Genomic DNA, 17388 nt, shown 5'->3' on the forward strand with positions numbered 1-17388 from the left:
TTTTCCGCTGACCTGATGTAGAGGATGACTAAATGAGCAATATCCCCGCTGATCTGCGTTTTGCCGAAAGCCACGAATGGGCCCGCCTGGAAGCTGATGGAACGGTGACCGTTGGTATCTCCGATCATGCGCAGGAAGCGTTGGGTGATGTGGTGTTTGTCGAGCTGTCGGAAATCGGCAAAGTCTTTACCGCTGGTGATGTAGCGGGCGTGGTTGAGTCGGTCAAAGCGGCTTCAGACATCTACTCGCCGGTGTCGGGTGAAGTGATTGCGGTCAATGACGCACTGACTGACAGCCCGGAAGCGCTGAACAGCGATCCTTACGGGGCCTGGATCTTTAAGGTTAAGCCGAGCAATCCTTCGGAACTGGAAAGTCTGAAAGATGCCGCAGGTTATAAAAGCCTCATTGGCGAATAGTTTCTCTACACAAACGGCAATCCCTTCCTAGACTCAATAAGCCTCGACCTGTCGAGGCTTTGTCTTATAAGAGAGAGCCGTCATGTCCCAGTTGCCGTCCCTGAGCCAGTTGCAAGACCCGAATGTCTTCCTGCGGCGCCACCTGGGCCCAGATGCCAGCGAGCAGCAGGCCATGCTCGAAACTCTCGGTGTGACCAGCCGAACGGAGTTGATCGAGCAGACCGTCCCCCCTTCCATTCGCCTTAATCGAGCGCTGGAGTTGCCCGCCGCGCTGGACGAAGAAGCCGCGCTGGCCAAGCTCAAAGGTTATGCCGAGCAGAATCAGGTATGGACCAGCCTGATCGGCATGGGCTACCACGGCACCCTCACACCGACGGTGATTTTGCGCAACGTGCTGGAAAATCCCGGCTGGTACACCGCTTACACGCCTTATCAGCCCGAGATCGCTCAGGGTCGCCTTGAAGCGCTGCTGAATTTCCAGCAACTGACCATCGACCTGACCGGTCTGGGGCTGGCCAACGCCTCCCTGCTCGACGAAGCCACCGCCGCCGCCGAGGCCATGGCGTTGGCCAAACGGGTTGCCAAATCCAGGAGCAACCTGTTTTTCGTCGACGAAAACTGTCACCCGCAAACCATTTCCGTGGTGAGGACCCGCGCCGAAGGGTTTGGCCTGGAGCTGGTCATCGATTCTGTGGATAACCTCGCCAACCATAAGGTGTTCGGTGCGTTGCTGCAGTATCCCGACACGCATGGCGAGATTCGCGATCTGCGGCCGCTGATCGAGCAGCTGCACGCCCAACAAGCGCTGGCCTGCGTCTCGGCCGACCTGCTGAGCCTCTTATTGCTGACCCCACCGGGAGAAATGGGCGCTGACGTGGTGTTCGGCTCGTCGCAGCGCTTTGGCGTGCCAATGGGCTATGGCGGCCCGCATGCCGCGTATTTCGCCAGTCGTGAGGAATTCAAACGGGCAATTCCGGGGCGGATCATCGGCGTGTCCAAGGACGCGCGCGGCAACGTTGCCCTGCGCATGGCCCTGCAAACCCGTGAGCAACATATCCGCCGCGAGAAGGCCAACTCCAATATCTGCACCGCGCAAGTGCTGCTGGCCAATATCGCCAGCTTCTACGCGGTGTATCACGGCCCCGAAGGGCTCAAGCGTATCGCTCAGCGCGTTCACCGGCTTACCACCATTCTGGCCACGGGGTTGGAACGTAAAGGGCTTGGGCGGCTTAACAGGCGGTTTTTCGACACCCTGACCCTGGACGTTGGCGGCAGCCAGAGCGCGATCATCGACAGCGCCCAGGCCGCACAGATCAATCTGCGTATCCTCGGGCGCGGCAAGCTTGGGCTGAGCCTGGATGAAACCTGTAGCGAGGCAACCGTCGAGCGCCTGTTCGATGTGTTCCTGGGGGCCGGCCATGGGCTGAGCGTCACCGAACTGGACGCCGAAATTCTGGAGCCGGGCATTCCAGAAGGTTTGCTGCGCACGTCTGCGTACCTGACCCATCCTGTGTTCAGCGCGCATCACAGCGAAACCGAGATGTTGCGTTATCTCAAACAGTTGGAGAACCGGGATCTGGCGTTGAATCAGTCGATGATTCCCCTCGGCTCCTGCACCATGAAACTCAACGCCACCAGCGAAATGATCCCCATCACCTGGCCGGGCTTCGCCAACCTGCATCCCTTCGTTCCGCGCGAACAGGCGCTGGGCTACACCGCGATGATTGATGAGCTGCAAGCCTGGCTCTGCGTCATCACCGGTTTTGACGCCATCTGCATGCAACCCAACTCGGGCGCTCAAGGTGAATATGCGGGGCTGCTGGCGATCCACAAATACCACTTGAGCCGCCAGCAGGGGCAGCGCGAGATCTGTTTGATCCCGTCTTCGGCCCACGGCACTAATCCGGCCTCGGCGCAGATGGCCGGCATGCAAGTGGTCATCGTCGAGTGTGATGACGCGGGTAACGTTGACCTCGATGATTTGAAAGCCAAGGCGAAAGCGGCGGGGGACAGGCTGTCCTGTCTGATGGTGACTTACCCTTCGACCCACGGCGTTTACGAGGAAGGCATCCGCGAAATCTGCGACGTTATCCACAGCCACGGTGGCCAGGTGTACATGGATGGCGCCAACCTCAATGCCCAGGTGGGGCTGGCCCGGCCGGCAGACATCGGCGCCGATGTGTCGCACATGAACCTGCACAAAACTTTCTGCATCCCCCATGGCGGCGGCGGTCCGGGCATGGGGCCGATTGGCGTACGTGCTCATTTGGCACCGTTCGTGGCCAACCATCCGGTGGTCCCGCTGGACGGGCCGAACGAGCGGAACACCGCCGTCAGCGCTGCGCCCTGGGGCAGTGCGAGCATTCTGCCGATCAGTTGGATGTATATCGCCATGATGGGCCCGCAATTGGCGGATGCCAGCGAAGTGGCGATCCTCTCTGCTAACTATGTGGCGCAACAATTGGGCGGCGCGTTTCCGCTGCTCTACAGCGGGCGCAATGATCGTGTGGCGCATGAATGCATCATTGATTTGCGCCCGATTAAGGCGCAAACCGGGATCAGCGAAGAGGACGTCGCCAAGCGCCTGATGGATTATGGCTTTCACGCGCCGACCATGTCGTTCCCGGTGCCGGGCACGCTGATGATCGAGCCGACTGAAAGTGAATCCAAAGCCGAGCTGGATCGCTTTATCGAGGCGATGCTCAGTATTCGCGCTGAAATCACTCAAGTGCAAAACGGTAACTGGTCTGGCGAAGACAACCCCTTGAAGCGTGCGCCGCACACGCTGGCCGATATCACCGGGATCTGGGAGCGGCCCTACAGCATCGCCCAGGCGGTGACGCCCACCGGGCATACGCTGCGGCACAAATATTGGCCAACGGTGAATCGGGTGGACAACGTTTACGGAGATCGCAACCTGTTCTGCGCCTGTGTGCCGGTGGGTGATTATCGGTGATGCGGTGTGTCAGATACACCACATTCCCTGTAGGGGCCAACTTGTTGGCGAAGGTCCTGACACGGTGGGTCTGATACTCCGCTTTCGCGAACAAGTTCGCTTCTACAGTGATTGCGTCAATCTTCAGCTACGACATTCTTCGCCAGAATTGCGTTGGCAAGTTCCATGTCTGTGGCTTTGAGCCCTGGGTTATCGGTACGCACCTGTTGCATGGCCGCTTCCAGGAAAGGACCACGAATACCACCATCGCTGGCGACGAAGCTGCCCGCATCATCCTGAGCGGCAACGATCAGCTTGCGGTCATGTCTGAAGGTCAGATAGGTGGAGCCGGTGGTGGCGCCTGATGAAAGTACATCGCGCCAAAAGTTGTCAGCCATTGCTGAACCGACAGGAAGTGAGAGTAAAGCTAACGTGGCTACAGCGAGCTTGAGACGCATGATGGGTCACTCCGACGTGGTTGTTCTGAAGGTTTTGATTGTCGAAGCCCTGCCGTAGTTCCATTAAGGTTTAGTGCCATGCAGGATTCAGGACGCTGCTTCAACCTTCAGAATAGCGCCCTCCTGACTGACCACTCGTACCTGGCTGCCAACCGGTAAGTCGGGGCCAACCACCATCCACACCCCATCATTCACCTTGATTTTGCCGCGCCCGCCGACAATCGCGCTTTGGACCACAAAGATGCGTCCGATCAACTCTTGCCCGCGCATGTTCAGCCCCGGTTGATCCGATGGCCTGACCACGCTGCGTTGACGCCGCCACCAATACACCGCAGTCAGCACCGAGAGCAGGGCGAACAACAGAAATTGCAGGGTCCACGGCAACGCGGGGATCAAAAAGCTGATAACCCCGACGGCTGCCGCGGCGACGCCGATCCACAGCAAATAGCCGCCAGCGCCAAACACCTCAAGAATCAGCAATACCGTGCCCAGCCCCAGCCAATCCCAGAACGACAGGTTTTGCAGGTATGCCCACATAGTCGCGCCTCAGCCTTTTTTGCTGTCGAAGGTGGCTTTGACGATTTCGCCGATACCGCCCACCGCGCCGATCACCTGGCTGGCTTCGAGCGGCATCAGAATTAGTTTGCTGTTGTTCGCCGACGCCAGCTTGCCCAGCGCATCGATGTATTTCTGCGCGACAAAGTAGTTGATCGCTTGCACGTTGCCGGAGGCAATCGCTTCGGACACCACTTGAGTAGCCCGCGCTTCCGCTTCGGCTTGACGCTCCCGTGCTTCGGATTCGAGGAAGGCCGCCTGACGACCACCTTCAGCTTCGAGAATCTGCGCCTGCTTTTTGCCTTCGGCGGTGAGAATCGCAGACGCTCGCAGACCTTCTGCTTCAAGAATCTGCGCGCGCTTGATCCGCTCTGCTTTCATCTGCCCGGACATTGCTGCCATCAGGTCAGCGGGTGGGCTGATGTCCTTGATCTCGATCCGGGTGATCTTGATCCCCCACGGCGCGGTTGCTTCATCGACGGTACGCAGCAGCTTTTCGTTGATCGCGTCGCGCTGGCTGAGCATGGCATCCAGCTCCATGGAGCCCAGCACTGTACGGATGTTGGTTTGCAGCAGGTTACGGATCGCATGCTCGAGGTTGTTCACCTCGTAAGCGGCCTGCGCGGTGTTGACCACCTGGAAGAAGCACACCGCATCGATCTGCACGGTGGCATTGTCAGCGGTGATGACTTCCTGCGGCGGAATATCCAGCACGCTTTCCATCACATTGATCTTGCGCCCGATACGGTCCATCACCGGCACAATGATATTCAGGCCCGGTTTCAGCGTATTGGTATAACGGCCGAAGCGTTCCACCGTCCATTGAAAACCCTGCGGCACCACCTTGAAACCCATGAACACAATGGCAATCGCCAGCCCGACGAAAAGTAAAAGCACACTACCGATTTGCATAACGGTTCCCTGTTTTGGTTGATGTGTACGCATTTACGCAGAAATGCCGGAGCAAAGGCGATTTAACTAAGAATAGATCTGTTCAAAATGTGGCGGGGTTGCATGAGATTCCCTGTAGGAGCTGCCGAAGGCTGCGATAAGGTCGGTACGACCTTCAACGATCTCAGGATTAAGACCGCTCCGCGGCCTATCGCAGCCTTCGGCAGCTCCTACAGGGATCAGTGGCGGGCCTTGTTCATCAGCGCTGCTCACTCTGCGGCGTCACCCGCAATACCTCTTCCAGCGTGGTCAGCCCGGCGGCGACTTTTTGCGCGCCGGACAGGCGCAGGCTGCGCATGCCTTCCTTGAAGGCCTGGCGGCGCATGGCCGTGAGGTCGAGGTCGGCGCTGATCAGGGCTTTGACGTTGTCGGACATCAGCATGATTTCGTACACCCCGGCGCGGCCGCGATAGCCGGTGTCACGACACTCCGCGCAGCCCACCGCACGATGGGCGCCGGTTGGAACGGGCGCTTGCCATGGGCGGGTCAGGGTTTGCCAATCGCTCTCTTCCAGTTCAAGGGGAGCTTTGCAGTGTGGGCAGAGTGTGCGCACCAGTCGTTGCGCCATGACACCCAGGATGGTGGCCTTGAGCAGGTAGTGCGGCACACCCAGTTCCAGCAGGCGGCTGATTGCGCTCGGGGCGTCGTTGGTGTGCAGGGTCGACAGCACCAGGTGTCCAGTGAGCGCAGCCTGGATCGCCATTTCCGCTGTCTCGAGATCGCGGATCTCGCCGATCATGATGATGTCCGGGTCCTGGCGCATCAGCGCGCGTACGCCGCTGGCAAAGGTCAGGTCGATGTTGTACTGGACCTGCATCTGGTTGAACGCCGGTTCAACCATCTCGATCGGGTCTTCGATGGTGCAGAGATTGACCTCCGAGGTCGCCAGCTTTTTCAGCGTGGTGTACAGAGTCGTGGTCTTGCCTGACCCGGTAGGGCCGGTGACCAGAATGATGCCGTTGGGCTGTTGCGTCATATCCTGCCAGCGGCGCAGGTCGTCGCTGGAGAAGCCCAGTTGATCGAAGTTTTTCAGCAACACTTCCGGGTCGAAAATCCGCATCACCATCTTTTCGCCGAACGCGGTGGGCAAAGTCGACAACCGTAACTCGACTTCGCCGCCCTCGGGCGTGGTGGTCTTGACTCGGCCATCCTGCGGCTTGCGTTTTTCGGCAACGTTCATCCGGCCCAGGCTCTTCAAGCGACTGACGATGGCCATGGTCACTTGTGCTGGAAATTGATAGACGTTGTGCAGCACGCCGTCGATGCGAAAACGCACGGTGCCCTGTTCGCGACGCGGCTCGATATGAATATCGCTGGCGCGTTGCTGGAACGCATATTGGAACAGCCAATCGACGATATTGACGATATGCGCATCGTTGGCGTCGGGTTCCTGATCGCTGGCACCGAGCTTGAGCAACTGCTCGAAATTGCCCAGAGTGCTGCTTTTTTGATCAACGGTGCTGGCGCCGCTGACCGACTTCGCCAGCCGGAAAAAATCCACGGCCAGGCGCTGGATGTCCACCGGGTTGGCGATGACGCGTTTGATCGGCAGTTTCAGTACGTGGGCCAGGTCCGCTTCCCAGGCACAGACAAAGGGCTGGGCACTGGCAATGGTCACCGATTCGCGATCTACAGCCACCGCGAGGATTTTGTGACGTTGGGCGAAGGCGTAGGACATCAACGGTGTGACGGCCGCGACATTGATCTTCAGCGGATCGATACGCATGTAAGGCTGACCGGCCTGCTGCGCGAGCCAGACAGTGAGGGTTTCCAGGTCGAGCTTCTTGCCCGGGCGCCGCAGATCATCGAGCTGCTGGGCAGCGATGAATTCCAGCGGGTGCAATTGAATATTCAGTGCACTGCGGCGCAGCGTCAGGGCGTGTTCGGCGGAATCTTGATCAATAAAACCTTGAGCAACCAGATCGCGTAGCAGATCGTTGAGATCCAGCCAGCGATCCTGGGTAACTGAGGCGAGGGCGGACATGCGGGCTCCTTGGGACAGTTCTGCTCTGACCGGCTAATGGCACGACAAGAGTAGTCCCCGGCGCACCGCATGTGATAGCTGGAGCGAGGGCAAAGATTGCGAAAATTTACCAATACGTTAGCAGGTGGCCAGGGCTCCATGCTGCGGTAGGACGCTCTGAGCCTCGACGGGCTCCAGTGTGACTGAGCAAACATTGATCAAATTGCGCATTTTTTCGCCAATGACCTGCGCCCGATGCCAGCTCAGACCGTCCAGTTGGACTTCGATCATCAGCATCTGATCCTGCTGCAAAACGCTGACCTGTTGGGGAATCAAATACTGCATCGCAAACAGGTTGAGCACCCGGCACAACAGGTCGGGCTCAGCCTCGGCGAGGATCTGATAGTGCGCGCGGGTCTGGGCATTGTTGACGGCCCACACGTCCTGGCGTAGTGCGGGGGGACTGACGGCTTCGAGGTTGGGCATGCTGGCCTCTCTTGTTTTGACTGAGAGAAATTCTTGCATGCGGGAAAAGAAATTTCTTATCCATGATCGATTGGATTAGCCTTGGTAAGACTTGTTAATGCGTAGCTGGTGGAAAGCGGGGAATTTTTATGCAAAGCGAGCTGGACATCTACGACCGAAAGATTTTGGCCTTGCTGCAGGAAGACGCTTCGCTCTCCAGCGCGCAAATCGCCGAACAGGTCGGCTTGTCGCAATCGCCGTGCTGGCGACGCATTCAGCGACTCAAGGACGAAGGGGTGATCCGGCGTCAGGTCACATTGCTGGATCGTAAGAAAATCGGCCTCAATACGCAGATTTTCGCCGAGGTAAAACTCAACGCCCACGGTCGCTCCAACTTCACGGAGTTCACCGACGCGATTCGCGGCTTCCCGGAAGTGTTGGAGTGTTATGTGTTGATGGGGTCGGTGGATTTTCTGCTGCGCATCGTGACCCCGGATATCGAAGCTTACGAGCGGTTCTTCTTCGAGAAGTTATCGCTGGTGCCGGGGATACAGGAGGTCAACTCGACGGTGGCCTTGTCGGAGATCAAATCCACCACCAGCCTGCCGATTTTGCGGTGACACCAAACACTGTAGGAGCGCGCTTGCCCGCGATGGACCGCGAAGCGGTCCCAACAATGCTGAGCAGCCGTTCGCGGGCAAGCGCGCTCCTTGGAGATGCGTATCCCTTACAACCGCAACAAAGTCTTCCAGGCCCGGCTCTGGAACACCACAACAGTCTGTTGCACACGAGCCTCAAGGACTTCGTCGCTGATCGGCAAGTGAGCCAGTTGCTCTAGCTTGTTCAGCTCGCCGTACAGGCGATCCAGCTCTGGCAAATCCAGTACGCCACGGGCCAGATGCAGCCAGGCCTGAATGCGTTCGATGCGCGGCAGTTGCTCTGCCAGGTCTTCGGGTTGTTGCTGGTAGCGACCCAATTGCAGCGAGGTTGCTTCCTCGGCCAGCAGGCGTGGCACCCAGTTGGCCAATTGCGCAGCGCCCTGGCGATTGCCACGGGTATTGCGGTCGGCGGTCCAGCTGCGAGCCAACAACCAGCGCGAGGTGTTCAGCGAGAACAGGCCCCAGCGTGGGTCTTCCAGTTCTTCGATGAACTGCTCATGGGCCGCGTTGCGGACGTCGTCATCTTCCTGACCGGCTTGAACCAGTGGCCGCCAGTCCTCGAGCAAGGCGTCCAGCGATGCACGTAGCTCATGGGTCGACGTGCGCGGTGCGGCCTGGCCCAGGCTGCCAGTCAAGGCGCGCAACTCGGAAAGCAGCGCCACCCAGTCTTGCAGCAAACGCCAGTGACCGTTGAAGCGGTATTGCTCAGCCAGACGCTGACTGCTGCCCAACAGGTGCCTGGCCAGCGCGGCGAACGCGTCGTCCAGCGGCATTTCAGCGGTCAGTTCTGGAGCCGGCAGGCTCAGCGAGTAGCTGTTGGCGTCGAACAGGCGATAACCGCGCTCCGCCTTGCTGATATCGCACGGCATCAGCGCCAGAGTGGCAGCCAGTTCTGCGGCCAGCTCCAGCAGCGCAGCGGGCTCGCCTTCGCGCAATTCCAGCTCCAGCTCGCAGATTTCTTCTTTCTGTTTGCCGACGATGACGTTGCCCAGGTCCAGCGCAGCCTCGATCACGACTTTGGTCTTGCCGCGACCCCAGGCGATTTCAGCGCGTTCGCGGACGAAATCGGTGGTGAACAGCGGTTTGATGGTCTTTTTGTCCAGCTCGGCCAACTGCTCAGGCCAGCATTCGCCGTCGAGCTTTTTCAGGTCGAGCTTGGCCTTGGCCAGGTCCCAGTTGAATTCATTGCGCTCGGACAGGCCGGCGATGCTTTGCCCGCGAGTCTTCAGGGTCTGGATGATTGCGTCGCCGTCACGGCGGATGCGCAGGGCCACTTTGGCCGTCGCCAGATCGCGTTCCGGGGTGTCGAAGTACTGGTTGAGCAGCTCAAGGCGTTCCCAGCCACTTTTGTTGCGTTTTTTCAACAGCGGGTGCTCGCGCAATGCAGCGAGGGTTTCGCGGCTGACGCGGAGTTTGATTTCGGTTTCTTTCTGCATGGCCGGGGAATCCAAGCGCTAATCGCTAATAACGGGAGCGCAGCCTTCAAATGCGTGGCTGCTAAGGCCCCGCAGTGTACAGGACATGCGCGGCAACGGTTTATTCCTGGGGTCCGATAGCCCTATGATGGGGCACAAACGAGGAGATCGCGTATGCCCTTGCCGTCCATGAAAGACCAGTTCGCCGCCTTGATCGCTGCACCGTCGGTGAGCTGTACGCAGCCCGCGCTGGATCAGTCCAACCGCGCCGTGATCGATCTGCTGGCGACCTGGCTGGGCGATTTGGGTTTTGCCTGCGACATTCAGCAAGTGTCCCCCGGCAAGTTCAACCTGCTGGCGAGTTTCGGTAGCGGCCCTGGCGGCCTGGTATTGGCCGGGCATAGCGACACGGTGCCGTTCGATGGTGCGCTGTGGCAAACCGATCCGCTCAAGCTGACCGAAGTCGACGGGCGTTGGGTGGGGCTGGGCAGTTGTGACATGAAAGGCTTCTTCGCATTGGTCATCGAAGCTGTGCAGCCGTTGCTGGATCAGCCATTCAAGCAACCGCTGCTGATCCTCGCCACCTGCGATGAGGAAAGCTCCATGGCGGGCGCTCGTGCGTTGGCCGAAGCCGGCCGTCCGCTGGGCCGCGCGGCAGTGATTGGCGAGCCGACCGGACTCAAACCGATTCGCCTGCACAAGGGCGTGATGATGGAGCGCATCGATATTCTCGGTCGTAGCGGCCATTCGTCCGATCCGAGCCTGGGCCACAGCGCGCTGGAGGCGATGCACGACGCGATCAGCGAATTGAAGGGCCTGCGTCAGCAATGGCAGGGCGAGTACCGCAACCCGCAGTTCAGCGTGCCGCAGCCGACCCTGAACTTCGGTTGCATTCATGGCGGTGACAACCCGAACCGGATTTGCGGTCAGTGCTCGCTGGAGTTCGACTTGCGGCCCTTGCCAGGCATGGACCCGCAGGTGCTACGCGCGGCGATTCGTCAAAAGCTGCAGCCGTTGGCTGAGCTGCATCAGGTGCAGATCGATTACGCGCCGCTGTTTCCCGAGGTGCCACCATTCGAGCAGGCTGCCGATGCGGAACTTGTCCGCGTGGCTGAGCGTCTTACCGGACATCGCGCCGAGGCAGTAGCGTTTGGCACCGAAGCGCCTTATCTTCAGCGCCTGGGCTGCGAGACGCTGGTGCTGGGCCCCGGCGACATCGCCTGCGCTCATCAGCCGGGCGAATACCTCGAAATGTCACGCTTGCAGCCTACAGTGCGTCTACTACGCCAGTTGGTTGAATATTATTGCCTGAGCCCAGCGTGAGCCGGGCCTGCCCAAATGGCCTCTAAGCAGTTGGCCCCTAAAGAGATAAGGAGAGTGCGCGTGTTGCCAAGCCTGTTCCGACGATAACCACCACAACGCTGTGTGTGTTTTTACGCTTTCGTCCAATTTTTTACAGGCTCTTCAGGTTATGCACGAATACGTTAACTGGCTTCGCCACGCTTCGCCGTACATCAACGCCCACCGCGATTGCACCTTCGTCGTCATGCTGCCCGGCGACGGCGTCGAGCATCCGAATTTCGGCAATATCGTCCACGACCTGGTGCTGCTGCACAGCCTGGGTGTACGACTGGTGTTGGTCCACGGTTCTCGCCCACAGATCGAAAGCCGTCTCGCGGCGCGCGGTCTGACGCCGCACTTCCACCGTGACCTGCGCGTCACCGATGCCGCGACCCTTGAATGCGTGATCGACGCTGTCGGCCACCTGCGCATCGCCATCGAAGCGCGCCTGTCCATGGACATGGCCGCTTCACCGATGCAGGGTTCGCGCCTGCGCGTGGCGGGCGGCAATCTGGTCACGGCGCGGCCGATTGGCGTGGTCGAAGGCGTGGATTATCACCACACCGGTGAAGTGCGCCGGGTTGACCGCAAAGGCATCAATCGCCTGCTGGATGAGCGCTCCATCGTGCTGCTGTCGCCGCTGGGTTACTCGCCGACCGGTGAGATTTTCAACATCGCCTGCGAAGACGTCGCCACCCGTGCCGCCATCGACCTCGGTGCAGACAAATTGTTGCTGTTCGGTGCCGAACGCGGTCTGCTCGATGCGCAGGGCAAACTGGTGCGTGAACTGCGTCCGCAGCAAGTCCCGGCGCATATGCTGCGGCTGGGCAGCAACTATCAGGCTGAACTGCTCGATGCCGCTGCTGAAGCGTGCCGCGGTGGTGTCGGTCGCAGCCATATCGTCAGCTACGCCGAAGACGGCGCGCTGCTGACCGAGCTGTTCACCCGTGACGGTGGCGGCACGCTGGTGGCGCAAGAGCAGTTCGAGCTGGTGCGTGAGGCGGCGATTGAAGACGTTGGCGGCTTGCTGGACTTGATCAGCCCGCTGGAAGAGCAGGGGATTCTGGTGCGTCGTTCGCGCGAAGTGCTGGAGCGCGAGATCGAGCAGTTCAGCGTGGTCGAGCGCGAAGGGCTGATCATCGCCTGTGCGGCGTTGTATCGGATTGCGGATTCAGACGCAGGCGAGTTGGCTTGCCTGGCCGTCAACCCGGAGTACCGCCACGGCGCGCGCGGTGACGTACTGCTGGAGCGGATCGAAATCCGTGCGCGGGAGCAGGGCTTGAAGACCCTGTTCGTCCTCACTACCCGCACTGCACATTGGTTCCGTGAACGCGGGTTTGAGCCGAGCAGTGTCGACCGCCTGCCAAGCGCGAGGGCGTCGCTCTATAACTATCAGCGTAATTCGAAGATCTTCGAGAAAGCGTTGTAAATTTGAAGTCTACCGGAAACCTGTAGGAGCTGCCGAAGGCTGCGATAAGGCCGGTACGGCCTTCAAGAGGCCTTCAACCGCAACGACCGCTTCGCGGTCGATCGCAGCCTGCGGCAGCTCCTACATGGATTGGGGTCTATCAGTTACTGATCGCCAAAATGCTCGCCTGATACGCACCGACAAACGTGTCGAAATCGACCGTTTCTTCGGTTTGCTCCAGCTCTGCCTGTTGGGCTATCGAGGTGCGGGCCAGTGTTTCGAAGTGCGACTGGTCTTTAGTGCTCAGCGGTTCGCTACGGAAGAACTGGGCGTGTGCCTGGCTCTGCCGGAAGGAGAATGCCGTGAAGCCTTCCTTATGTTCAGTCATGCTTGCCAATACTTGGGCGGAAGGCGTCAGTGACGAATTGTTGACCTTGAGCAGTTGCGCGGCCAGGGCTTTGGCGTGTTCGTCGCCTCCGTGGCTTTGATCGAGCAATTGTGCCAGCGGAGCGATTTTTTCCAGCAGCTCGGTGGCCCAGGCTTTCAGATCGATCGTGGTGTCATTGCGTCGCAACTCCAGCCCCGGACGACGGCCTTCCTTGACCACCGTCAGGAAGTTCGAGGCCGCGTTGGTGCATTCGTTATTCGCCAGTTGCGGGCTGTCTTGCAGTGCGCAATACAGTACGAACGCGTCGATGAAGCGCGCTTGCTGCAAATCGATACCCATCGGCAGGAACGGGTTGATGTCCAGGCAGCGGACCTCAACGTATTGCACTCCACGGGCTACCAGCGCCTGAATCGGACGCTCGCCGGAATAGGTCACGCGTTTCGGACGGATGTTGGAGTAGTACTCGTTTTCGATCTGTAGGATGTTGGTGTTGAGCTGAATCCACTCACCATCCTTGTGGGTGCCGATCTCGACATAGGGCGCGTACGGCGTCGCCACTGCTTTACGCAGGCTGTCGGTGTAGCTGTTCAGGTCGTTGTAGCAGGGCGTCAGGCCGGCCTGAGCGTTGCTCTGGTAACCCAGATCGCTCATGCGCAGGCTGGTGGCGTAGGGCAGGTATAAGGTGTCGGCGTCCCATTGCTCCAACTGATGCGAGCGGCTGCGCAAGAAGCCTGCATCCAGCGCCGGCGAAGCGCCGAACAGGTACATCAGCAACCAGCTGTAACGACGGAAGTTGCGAATCAGGGCGATATAGGAAGCCGACTGATAGTCGCGGTCCGTGCCGACAAACCCTTCGTCTTGCCTGAGCAGCGGCCAGAGTTTTTCTGGCAACGAGAAGTTGTAGTGAATCCCGGCAATGCACTGCATGGTCTTGCCGTAGCGCAAGGCCAGGCCTTTGCGATAGACGTACTTGAGCTGGCCGATATTCGAGGTGCCGTAATAGGCAATCGGGATATCTTCCTCGGCCGGCAGCGGGCAGGGCATCGACGGGCTCCACAGGTACTCGGCGCCGAGTTTGCTGTAGGCGAAGCGATGGATCTTGTCCAGGCTGCTCAGCGTATCGGCAGGGTCCGCCAGCGCGGGAGTAATGAACTCCAATAGCGACTCAGAGTAATCGGTCGTGATTTGCTCGTGGGTCAGCGCGGAGCCCAATGCTTCGGGGTGCGGCGTCTGCGCCAGGCGTGCTTCGCCCGTCACGCGCAAGCATTCACGCTCAATACCGTGCAGGCACTGCTCCAGCAGGGAGAGGTTAGTGCGCTCGCTAAGCAGAGCCAGGCGGCGGTTGAGAAGTTCGCTCAAGTTGGATTCCTTCACGCGTCAGTCGCCCCAATATGGGGGTGGATATGACCGTCTACAAGGGTGAAGAGAAGAACTGGCGTTGTCGCCTGGTCTGGGTCTGAAACGCCTGCCCGCAATCTGATTCAGGCGGCCGTCCGAGGGGTCAATTTCGGCGCCACTGTCATTGTGCCGAAATTAACCCAAATCAGCCGGGTACAGCTAGACGACTGCGAACGTGCCTTGTGCTTTAGCGACCAGTTTGTCGCCCTGGCGCACTTCTGCCTCGACCACAAGCGTGCGCCGTCCGGCATGTAGCACATTGGCGATGCACAACACCTCGCCTTCGGCAACCGAGCGCATGTAGTTGATCTTGCACTCTATGGTCACGCTCCGCTGATCGAAGCCGTGGGAGCTGGAACACGCCAGCCCCATGGTGATATCGACCAAGCTGAAGATCGCCCCGCCATGCATCACATTGCCGCGATTACGCAGGTGCGGCTCAAGTGCCAATGCGACGTCGGCGACGCCGTTGTCCAGGCGCACCAGCCGACAGCCGAGCGTCTTGAAATAGGCGCTCTCGGTCAGACCTTCAGGTATGTCCATCAGCGTTTCTTCAACTGCTTGGCGTTGGCGAACAGGGAGGCCATGGCGTTATTGGCCGGAGCTGGCGCCGAGGTCTCCTTGCGTGGAGCACTCTGTTGCGCGCGTGGTGCTGAACCTGGACGTGCGCCGCGAGCGCCGTCGATCTTCTCGCCGGGGGTGTCGCCCATGCGCATCGACAAGCCAACGCGTTTACGCGGGATGTCGATTTCCATCACCTTGACCTTGACCACATCGCCGGCCTTCACCGCTTCGCGAGGGTCCTTGATGAATTTTTCGGACAACGCGGAGATGTGCACCAGACCGTCCTGATGCACGCCGATATCGACGAAAGCACCGAAGTTGGTGACGTTGGTTACCACGCCTTCGAGGATCATGCCCAGTTGCAGGTCCTTGAGGTCTTCGACGCCGTCCTGGAATTCAGCAGTCTTGAACTCTGGACGTGGGTCGCGGCCCGGTTTTTCCAGTTCTTGCAGAATGTCGGTGACAGTCGGCAGGCCGAAGGTTTCGTCGGTGTATTTTTTCGGGTCAAGACGCTTGAGGAAGCTCGCATCGCCAATCAACGAACGGATATCGCGGTCGGTTTCAGCGGCGATACGTTGCACCAGCGGATAGGCTTCCGGGTGAACAGCCGAGGAATCCAGCGGGTTGTCGCCGTTCATGACACGCAGGAAGCCAGCAGCTTGTTCGTAGGTCTTTTCGCCGAGACGGCTGACCTTCTTCAGCGAAGCGCGGGTCTTGAACGCGCCGTTTTCATCGCGGTGAGCGACGATATTCTGCGCTAGCGTAGTGTTGAGGCCGGAAATACGGGCGAGCAAGGCCACCGAAGCCGTGTTCACATCGACGCCGACGGCGTTCACACAGTCTTCGACCACCGCGTCCAGGCCGCGTGCCAGTTTCAACTGCGAAACGTCGTGCTGGTACTGGCCGACACCGATGGATTTCGGGTCGATCTTCACCAGCTCTGCCAGCGGGTCTTGCAGTCGACGGGCAATCGACACGGCACCACGGATCGATACGTCCAGCTCCGGGAATTCTTTTGCGGCCAGCTCCGAGGCTGAATACACCGAGGCGCCAGCTTCGGAGACCATCACCTTGGTCATTTTCAGACCTGGGTATTTTTTGATCAGATCGGCAGCCAGTTTGTCAGTCTCGCGGCTGGCAGTGCCGTTGCCGATGGCGATCAGGTCCACCGCATGCTTGGCGCACAGTGCGGCCAGCACGGCGATGGTCTGGTCCCATTGATTCTTCGGTACGTGTGGATAAACCGTCGCGTAATCCAGCAGCTTGCCTGTTGCGTCGACCACAGCCACTTTGCAGCCGGTGCGCAGACCGGGGTCGAGGCCCAGAGTGGCACGCGGGCCAGCTGGCGCGGCCAGCAGCAGGTCATGCAGGTTGTGCGCGAACACGTTGATCGCTTCGGTTTCCGCGCCATCGCGCAGTTCGCCCAGCAGATCGGTTTCCAGGTGGGTGTAGAGCTTGACCTTCCAGGTCCAGCGCACCACTTCGGCCAGCCATTTATCGGCAGGGCGACTTTGATTTTGCAGGCCAAAACGCTCGCTGATCATCATTTCGCACGGGTGCATGGCGCCCGGCACTTCTTCGCCAACCTTCAAGGAGGAGCTGAGGAAACCTTCGTTACGGCCCCGGAAAATCGCCAGTGCGCGGTGCGACGGCATGCTTTTCAGCGGCTCGTCGTGTTCGAAGTAATCGCGGAACTTGGCGCCTTCTTCTTCCTTGCCAGCCACCACACGGGCGCTGAGCACGGCTTCGTGCTTGAGGAAGCTGCGCAGTTTGTCCAGCAGGCTGGCGTCTTCGGCGAAGCGTTCCATCAGGATGTATTTGGCGCCTTCGAGCGCGGCTTTTACATCGGCCACGCCTTTTTCAGCGTCGACAAAGCGTGCGGCTTCGCTTTCAGGGTTCAGACTCGGGTCGTTGAACAGGCCGTCGGCCAATTCGCCCAGGCCGGCTTCCAGGGCAATCTGGCCCTTGGTGCGGCGCTTTTGCTTGTAGGGCAGGTACAAATCTTCGAGACGGGTTTTGGTGTCTGCGAGTTTGATATCGCGGGCCAGCTCAGGCGTCAACTTGCCTTGCTCTTCGATGCTGGCAAGGATGCTGATGCGCCGCTCATCAAGTTCGCGCAGGTAGCGCAGGCGCTCTTCCAGGTGACGCAATTGGGTGTCATCGAGGCTGCCGGTCACTTCTTTACGGTAGCGGGAGATGAAAGGCACGGTGGAACCTTCATCGAGCAGAGCTACGGCCGCTGCGACCTGCTGTGGGCGGACACCGAGTTCCTCGGCGATGCGGCTGTTGATGCTGTCCATAAAACCACCTGGCAAATTGTGAGCAAATAAAATGCGACTCTAGCGAACGGCCTTCGTCAGGCGTTGCCTGACTTCAACGGCGGCGCATTATACCCGGCGATCTCCGATTAGGGTGATTGCGCCCTGTAACAAGGGCTATGAAGAACCGTTACTGGCGGCTCAGGAAAAATCT

General features: G+C 59.5%; 14 protein-coding genes. 5 read left to right on the forward strand and 9 right to left on the reverse strand.

Annotation, left to right across the window (positions count from 1 at the left end):
- Positions 1-32 precede the first annotated feature (32 nt).
- Positions 33-416 carry a glycine cleavage system protein GcvH gene (gene gcvH, locus AC1MEE_RS26835; protein ID WP_480412503.1) on the forward strand — a complete coding sequence of 128 codons (384 nt, stop codon included), beginning with the start codon at positions 33-35 and terminating at the stop codon, positions 414-416.
- Between the two features lie 82 nt (positions 417-498).
- The gene (gcvP, locus tag AC1MEE_RS26840; protein ID WP_480412504.1) at positions 499-3372 is read left to right on the forward strand and encodes an aminomethyl-transferring glycine dehydrogenase; all 2874 of its coding nucleotides are present in this window, start codon (positions 499-501) and stop codon (positions 3370-3372) included.
- Between the two features lie 116 nt (positions 3373-3488).
- Here the strand turns inward: gcvP and AC1MEE_RS26845 are convergent, their stop codons facing one another.
- The 5 genes from AC1MEE_RS26845 to AC1MEE_RS26865 all read right to left on the reverse strand — a co-directional run bounded on the left by AC1MEE_RS26845 (position 3489) and on the right by AC1MEE_RS26865 (position 7764).
- The gene (locus AC1MEE_RS26845; protein WP_480412505.1) at positions 3489-3809 is read right to left on the reverse strand and encodes a DUF2388 domain-containing protein; all 321 of its coding nucleotides are present in this window, start codon (positions 3807-3809) and stop codon (positions 3489-3491) included.
- Between the two features lie 87 nt (positions 3810-3896).
- Entirely contained in the window at positions 3897-4346 is a 450-nt protein-coding gene (locus AC1MEE_RS26850; RefSeq protein ID WP_480412506.1) for an NfeD family protein, read from the reverse strand.
- Between the two features lie 9 nt (positions 4347-4355).
- Positions 4356-5276, reverse strand: a complete 921-nt coding sequence (locus AC1MEE_RS26855; protein ID WP_480412507.1) for an SPFH domain-containing protein — start codon at positions 5274-5276, stop codon at positions 4356-4358.
- Between the two features lie 238 nt (positions 5277-5514).
- Positions 5515-7299 carry a type IV pilus assembly ATPase TfpB gene (tfpB, locus tag AC1MEE_RS26860; RefSeq protein WP_480412508.1) on the reverse strand — a complete coding sequence of 595 codons (1785 nt, stop codon included), beginning with the start codon at positions 7297-7299 and terminating at the stop codon, positions 5515-5517.
- A 117-nt stretch (positions 7300-7416) separates the two neighbouring features.
- Positions 7417-7764 carry a hypothetical protein gene (locus AC1MEE_RS26865; protein ID WP_480412509.1) on the reverse strand — a complete coding sequence of 116 codons (348 nt, stop codon included), beginning with the start codon at positions 7762-7764 and terminating at the stop codon, positions 7417-7419.
- Between the two features lie 128 nt (positions 7765-7892).
- Between AC1MEE_RS26865 and AC1MEE_RS26870 the strand changes: the two genes are divergently transcribed.
- Positions 7893-8363, forward strand: coding sequence for an Lrp/AsnC family transcriptional regulator (locus tag AC1MEE_RS26870; RefSeq protein WP_480412510.1), 471 nt, complete (start codon positions 7893-7895; stop codon positions 8361-8363).
- Positions 8364-8470: 107 nt separating this feature from the next.
- On the opposite strand, the gene AC1MEE_RS26875 is transcribed toward AC1MEE_RS26870, so the two are convergent.
- Positions 8471-9838: a CYTH domain-containing protein gene (locus AC1MEE_RS26875; protein ID WP_480412511.1), complete on the reverse strand. Its 1368-nt coding sequence runs from the start codon at positions 9836-9838 to the stop codon at positions 8471-8473.
- A gap of 153 nt (positions 9839-9991) precedes the next feature.
- On the opposite strand from AC1MEE_RS26875, the gene argE reads away from it, so the two are divergent.
- Both argE and argA read left to right on the forward strand, forming a co-directional pair.
- A complete protein-coding gene (gene argE / locus AC1MEE_RS26880) occupies positions 9992-11140 on the forward strand; it encodes an acetylornithine deacetylase (RefSeq protein WP_480412512.1) in 1149 nt (382 codons plus the stop codon).
- 148 nt (positions 11141-11288) lie between these two features.
- Complete coding sequence (gene argA / locus AC1MEE_RS26885) at positions 11289-12587, forward strand: amino-acid N-acetyltransferase (RefSeq protein ID WP_480412513.1); 1299 nt, start codon at positions 11289-11291, stop codon at positions 12585-12587.
- A 139-nt stretch (positions 12588-12726) separates the two neighbouring features.
- On the opposite strand, the gene gshA is transcribed toward argA, so the two are convergent.
- The 3 genes from gshA to AC1MEE_RS26900 all read right to left on the reverse strand — a co-directional run bounded on the left by gshA (position 12727) and on the right by AC1MEE_RS26900 (position 17216).
- Positions 12727-14313: a glutamate--cysteine ligase gene (gshA, locus tag AC1MEE_RS26890; RefSeq protein ID WP_480412514.1), complete on the reverse strand. Its 1587-nt coding sequence runs from the start codon at positions 14311-14313 to the stop codon at positions 12727-12729.
- A gap of 198 nt (positions 14314-14511) precedes the next feature.
- Entirely contained in the window at positions 14512-14895 is a 384-nt protein-coding gene (locus AC1MEE_RS26895; protein WP_480412515.1) for a PaaI family thioesterase, read from the reverse strand.
- Positions 14895-17216: a Tex family protein gene (locus AC1MEE_RS26900; protein ID WP_480412516.1), complete on the reverse strand. Its 2322-nt coding sequence runs from the start codon at positions 17214-17216 to the stop codon at positions 14895-14897. Before AC1MEE_RS26900 ends, AC1MEE_RS26895 begins: the two co-directional genes overlap by 1 nt.
- Between the last annotated feature and the right edge of the window lie 172 nt (positions 17217-17388).

This window comes from Pseudomonas sp. ASL3 (assembly GCF_056680425.1).